The sequence below is a fragment of the Aeromonas sp. QDB18 genome, assembly GCF_027705325.1.
In the GTDB taxonomy this organism is placed as follows: Bacteria; Pseudomonadota; Gammaproteobacteria; order Enterobacterales; family Aeromonadaceae; genus Aeromonas; species Aeromonas caviae.
On the sequence record NZ_JAPDBQ010000203.1, the window covers coordinates 1 to 5346 of the forward strand.

Genomic DNA, 5346 nt, shown 5'->3' on the forward strand with positions numbered 1-5346 from the left:
CGATTAAATCAGATCACAAACGAAGCCTTTTTTCTATCTATTTCAATTGGTTGTAGCTAAAGATCCTGTACATGAATAACAATAACGTATTACCGTCTCGGTTCGGGGAAGATTCATGGTTGAACGCGATAACGAATTGAAAGGGACCACCTTCACTATTTCTGTGTTGCATCTCAGCGATGGCAATCCGGCCCGGATCCGACAACTGCTGGAGGCCAAGGTCGCGCAGGCCCCCCAGTTTTTTAATTGTGCCCCCCTCGTCCTCAATGTGGAACGCCTCGAGGCGATCCCCGATTTCGAACAGCTCAGAGAGCAGGTCGAGTCGGAAGACTTCGTGCTGGTCGGGATCACGGGGGCGCGGGACGAGGCGATGAAGACGGCCGCCAAGGCGGCAGGCCTCGCCGTCATGGTGTCAGGCAAGAGCCGCAAGGCAGAGCCTGAACCGACGCCGCCAGTGCCTGAGCCCAAGCCAGTGGAGGCCGCACCGGTTCCTCCGGTGCCAGCGCCCGTGGAGGCAAGCAAGGTCCACGTGGGCCCGGTGCGCTCCGGTCAGCAGATCTATGCAGCCGGCACCTCGCTGGTGGTGCTGGGCTCGGTGAGCCCTGGCGCCGAAGTCATCGCCGATGACAGCATCCATGTTTATGGTGCCCTGCGTGGCCGAGCCATCGCAGGGGCCAAGGGCAATCCCAAGGCCCGCATTTATTGCCAGCAATTGCAGGCCGAGCTGCTCTCCATCGCGGGCACCTTCCAGCTCAGCGATGCATTGCCTGCAGGCGTGATACAAGAGCCGGTCCATATCCGGCTCGACAATGAACAACTTCGTATAGACCGAATCAAATAGAGTTACAAGGAAGCGAGAATGGCGCGAATCATAGTCGTTACATCGGGCAAGGGTGGCGTTGGCAAGACGACAACCAGCGCGGCACTGAGCACCGGTCTGGCCCAGCGTGGCCACAAGACCGTGGTCATCGATTTTGACATTGGTCTGAGAAACCTGGACCTCATCATGGGTTGCGAGCGGCGCGTGGTCTATGACTTCGTCAACGTCATCAACGGGGAAGCCAACCTCAACCAGGCCCTCATCAAGGACAAGCGTTGCGAAAACCTGTTCATCCTGCCCGCCTCCCAGACCCGGGACAAGGATGCCCTGACACGTGAAGGGGTGGAGAAGATCCTGGATCAGCTGGCGGAGATGCAGTTTGACTACATCGTCTGCGACTCCCCCGCCGGTATCGAATCCGGCGCCCTGATGGCGCTCTATTTCGCCGACGAGGCCATCGTCACCACCAACCCGGAAGTCTCTTCCGTGCGTGACTCGGATCGCATCCTCGGTATCCTGGCCTCCAAGTCCCGCCGTGCCGAGCGCGGTGAGGATCCCATCAAGGAGCACCTGCTGCTGACCCGCTACTGCCCGACCCGCGTCAACCGCGGCGACATGCTGAGCGTGCAGGACGTACAGGAGATCCTGGCCATCAAACTGCTCGGGGTGATCCCGGAGTCCCAGGCGGTGCTGCGCGCCTCCAACTCCGGCGAGCCGGTCATTCTGGACAAGGAGTCCGATGCCGGTCAGGCCTACGAGGACGCCGTAGCCCGCCTCTTGGGTGACACCAAGGATTTCCGTTTTCTGGAAGAAGAGAAGAAGGGCTTCTTTAGCCGACTGTTCGGGAGTTAAGCATGTCATTATTGGATTATTTTCGTTCCAACAAGAAACAGAACACCGCACAACTGGCCAAAGAGCGGTTGCAGATCATCGTGGCTCACGAGCGTTCATCCAGAGGGGGGCCGGATTACCTGCCCCAGCTCAAGCAGGACATCCTCGACGTGATCCGCAAATACGTGCAGATCGACCCGGACAAGATCACCGTCCAGCTTGATCAAAAGAGTGACGAGTTGTCGGTGCTGGAGCTCAACATCACCTTCGCCGACGACCAGAAGAAGGGATGAGCTGACGCACCATGCGCGACCCCTTCCCCCAATGAAGACCGGATCCTTTCCCAGGATCCGGTTTTTTAATGCCTGGCGTCCCGGCATCTCGCCAAGGGCATCAGGGCCAGCTAGAATACCGCGCACCCCGAGGCGCTGCCGACGGACTTTCCCTCTCCCCTTATCTGGAACACGGCTCTTATGTCTTTGAATGACGAAATGCACAGCGTCGAGGAACTGCTCGACACCGCCCTCGAACTCTTCATGGAGCTGGCCTCCGACAACCTGCCCGAGCAGGAGATCGTCCGCTTCAATCAGGAGTTCAACGACCGCGGCCTGCTGGCGGAGACCGATCCCGCCGACGACTGGGCGGCCGACGTGGGATTTGAGGTGAGCGACGCCGACTATGCCGAGATCTGGGTCGGCCTTGGCAACGAACAAGAAGAGTACGAGCACCTGTTTGCCCGCATGCTGCTCTCCCGCCGCGTCGACGAGAAGTTCTGCCACATCGAATGGCTGCCCCAATAATTCCGGATCCCGATGATCCTGGCCACTATGACTGGGACGGCGGGCCCGCGCCCGTGAGGCCTGCGCGCAGACGGCGACTGCTGGGCTGGCTCGGCAAGCTGCTGCTGGCCGCCTTTGCGAGCACCATCGTCTCGGTCGCGCTGCTGCGCTTCATCGACCCCCCCATGTGGACCTGGCGCCTCGAACGCGCCCTGTTTCCCCCTGCCAAGGTGGCCGAGGTGAAGCACGACTGGGTGCCGCTTGAGCAGATTTCCCGGGAGCTGCAACTGGCGGTGATCGCCGCCGAGGATCAGCGCTTTGCCGAACATCACGGTTTTGACATGGATGCCATCAGCTCGGCCTTCAGGCACAACCAGCACAGCGGGCGGGTGCGCGGTGCCAGCACCCTCAGCCAGCAGACCGCCAAGAACCTCTTCATGTGGAGCGATCGCAGCTTCCTGCGCAAGGGAATAGAGGCCTGGTTCACCCTGCTGATGGAGCTGGGCTGGGACAAGTCCCGCATTCTCGAGGTGTATCTCAACATCGTGGAGTTCGGACCCGGCATCTATGGCGCCGAGGCGGCCGCCAGGCACTACTTCGGCAAACCGGCGATACGCCTCACCCGCTACGAGGCCTCCCTGCTCGCCGCCGCCCTGCCCAATCCCTGGCGTTATCGGGTCAAGCCCCCCTCACCCTATGTGCAAAAGCGCTCGGCCTGGATCCGTCGTCAGATGGGTCAACTCGGGCAAGTCACCCTGAACCGGGTACACGGCACAGAGTAGCGTCATCCTGCGGATCAGAGGCGGGTCCCAGATGGCCGCCAACGGTTTCCCGATGAAGGGGCAGATAGTGCCACCACCAGGTTTCGCGCCGCCGCTTAATCTGCCTTCTGTACTGTCGTCGCTTCATCTTGCCAGGCCGCCCCGTCACGCCGCCCCTGCTGGCGGCTCTGTTAACCTTATCCCCTGATCCCGCCATTTGACAGCACGGCGTCACCGCCCCCGGGCTGGCTGCCCATCCCAATACTTGTTAAAGTGGCGAACCTGGACGTATCTGGAGTGATTTCATGGAACAACGTAGCCCGGATCAGCTGGTAGAGTGGGCCTATGATCAGTTTCTGGAGCAGGCCGCCGACATGCTGGCCCCCGAACAAATCGTCGACATCACCCTCGAGTTCGAGCAACGTGGCGCGGTGGAGGCAACCCTGCCCAATGCCGACTGGTCGACCGAACTCGGCGAGCCGGTGGACATGGCACGTTGGGCCGAGGTCTGGGTCGGCTTGCTGGATCACCAGGACGAGTTCGAGGTGATCTACGCCACCTTCCTGCTCCCCCGGGATCAGAGCGAGCACGACGTGCATATCCGCTGGCACCGCCAGCAACAGGCATAAGAAAAGGCGCCCCAGGCGCCTTTTTCGTTTTTTGCGCTGCCCGAGTCAGGGGCGTGCCGAGATGGCCTTGGCCAGACAGCGGCGACACCAGCAGGCGCTGGCATCGCTCATGGGCAACGCGGGAAGCTGGTTGCACCAGCAGCGCTCGATGGGTTCCCCCGCCGACACGGCGCAGAACGCCGGCTCGCCGCAGCCCGGGCAGGCATGAGTGCTCTTCGAGCCATCGAGTTCGGCCATGCGGGCCAGCTGGGCCTCGCTGTCCATGGTGGACCACTGGCCTATCTCGGTCACGGTGCGGCCACAACCGAGGCAGAGCCCCTCTTTGGCCCGGCAGTCACCGATGCAGGGACTCGGCAACTTATTCGTCCCCTGCCGGCGTGTCGGAGCCCACGAGGCGGATGCTGTGCTCCTCGATGACGATCTTGCCCTGCTTGTAGAGGCCGCCGATCGCTTTCTTGAAGGTGCCCTTGCTCATGCTGAACATCTTGTAGATGACGTCAGGCTCGCTCTTGTCTCCCACCGCAAGGCTGCCCCCCTGCTTTTGCAGGCGCAGCAGGATGCGCGCACCAGCGTCATCCATCCGGGCCAGCCCCGGCTTTTGCAGGGTCAGGTCCAGTTTGCCATCTTCGCGCACCTGCTTGACCCAGGCGGTCAGCGGCCGGCCCGTCATCACGCGGCCGAACACCTCGTTCTTGAACAGCATGCCGGCGTACTGGCCATTGACCACGGCCTTGATGCCAAGGGGGGTGTGTTCCCCCGGCAGCACCGTCACCTCGTCACCGCTCTTGAAAGGGGGGTCGATGCGCAGGAAGCGCTCCAGACGGCTGGTACCGACCATGCGCCCTTCGTTGTCCAGCATCAGGTGCACCAGATAGACATGGCCCACCTGCATCGGCTTGTTCTGCTCGCGGCTTGGTACGAAGAGATCCTTCTTCATGCCCCAGTCGAGGAAGGCACCAATCTTGTTGGCATTGACCACCTTGAGGCCGACGATGTCCCCCACCATGGCGAAGGGCTTGTCGGTGGTGATCACCGGCTCGCAATCCGCATCCAGATAGAGGAAGACGGACACCTCGCTCTCCTCGGCGACGCCTTCCGGCAACTGACGCCTGGGTAGCAGCAGCTCGCCGTATTCCCCCGCCGCCAGCCAGGCGCCGCGCTCCTCGATCTCGACGACGGTCAGGGTGTTCATCTTGCCAATCTGTAACATGGTGATCTCTTCTTTCAATATCCGGATGGGCCCATCTCATGGAAGACCCGTCATATAGAGGTGCATCGCCTCCGTCGGATGAGAGAGGACGGGGCCGATTTATGTCATGCAGGCGCGCATGTTACCCCAGAGCGGCAGCAGGACCTAGCCCCTCCCCCCTGTGTCTGACCTCTTTTCCCGCTACCGGGCGGCCAGATTGACGATATTAGCAGCATTCAGTTCCCCCTTTGCTGCAAATAACGGCCTTGTTGCACAAATCGGGGAACTATCTAGCCAAGTGGTGATCTGATCTCCCGGATCAATCACCGAGCACAGT

At 61.2% G+C, this 5346-nt stretch carries 8 protein-coding genes; 6 read left to right on the forward strand and 2 right to left on the reverse strand.

Annotated features, from left to right (window positions below):
- The first annotated feature begins 115 nt into the window (after positions 1-115).
- The 6 genes from minC to OKC30_RS19695 all read left to right on the forward strand — a co-directional run bounded on the left by minC (position 116) and on the right by OKC30_RS19695 (position 3820).
- On the forward strand, positions 116-841 hold the full coding sequence (minC, locus tag OKC30_RS19670; RefSeq protein WP_160839359.1) for a septum site-determining protein MinC: 726 nt from the start codon (positions 116-118) through the stop codon (positions 839-841).
- Positions 842-859: 18 nt separating this feature from the next.
- The gene (gene minD / locus OKC30_RS19675; RefSeq protein ID WP_010674647.1) at positions 860-1672 is read left to right on the forward strand and encodes a septum site-determining protein MinD; all 813 of its coding nucleotides are present in this window, start codon (positions 860-862) and stop codon (positions 1670-1672) included.
- A 2-nt stretch (positions 1673-1674) separates the two neighbouring features.
- The gene (minE, locus tag OKC30_RS19680; protein ID WP_010674646.1) at positions 1675-1944 is read left to right on the forward strand and encodes a cell division topological specificity factor MinE; all 270 of its coding nucleotides are present in this window, start codon (positions 1675-1677) and stop codon (positions 1942-1944) included.
- 180 nt (positions 1945-2124) lie between these two features.
- Entirely contained in the window at positions 2125-2451 is a 327-nt protein-coding gene (locus OKC30_RS19685) for an HI1450 family dsDNA-mimic protein (protein WP_029314491.1), read from the forward strand.
- A gap of 53 nt (positions 2452-2504) precedes the next feature.
- Positions 2505-3212 carry a monofunctional biosynthetic peptidoglycan transglycosylase gene (gene mtgA, locus OKC30_RS19690; protein ID WP_270665200.1) on the forward strand — a complete coding sequence of 236 codons (708 nt, stop codon included), beginning with the start codon at positions 2505-2507 and terminating at the stop codon, positions 3210-3212.
- 284 nt (positions 3213-3496) lie between these two features.
- Positions 3497-3820: an HI1450 family dsDNA-mimic protein gene (locus tag OKC30_RS19695; RefSeq protein WP_010674643.1), complete on the forward strand. Its 324-nt coding sequence runs from the start codon at positions 3497-3499 to the stop codon at positions 3818-3820.
- Positions 3821-3865: 45 nt separating this feature from the next.
- On the opposite strand, the gene OKC30_RS19700 is transcribed toward OKC30_RS19695, so the two are convergent.
- Together OKC30_RS19700 and OKC30_RS19705 are read right to left on the reverse strand one after the other, a co-directional pair.
- Positions 3866-4177: a DUF1289 domain-containing protein gene (locus OKC30_RS19700; RefSeq protein ID WP_010674642.1), complete on the reverse strand. Its 312-nt coding sequence runs from the start codon at positions 4175-4177 to the stop codon at positions 3866-3868.
- Position 4178: 1 nt separating this feature from the next.
- On the reverse strand, positions 4179-5048 hold the full coding sequence (locus OKC30_RS19705; protein ID WP_010674641.1) for a CvfB family protein: 870 nt from the start codon (positions 5046-5048) through the stop codon (positions 4179-4181).
- Positions 5049-5346: the final 298 nt, after the last annotated feature.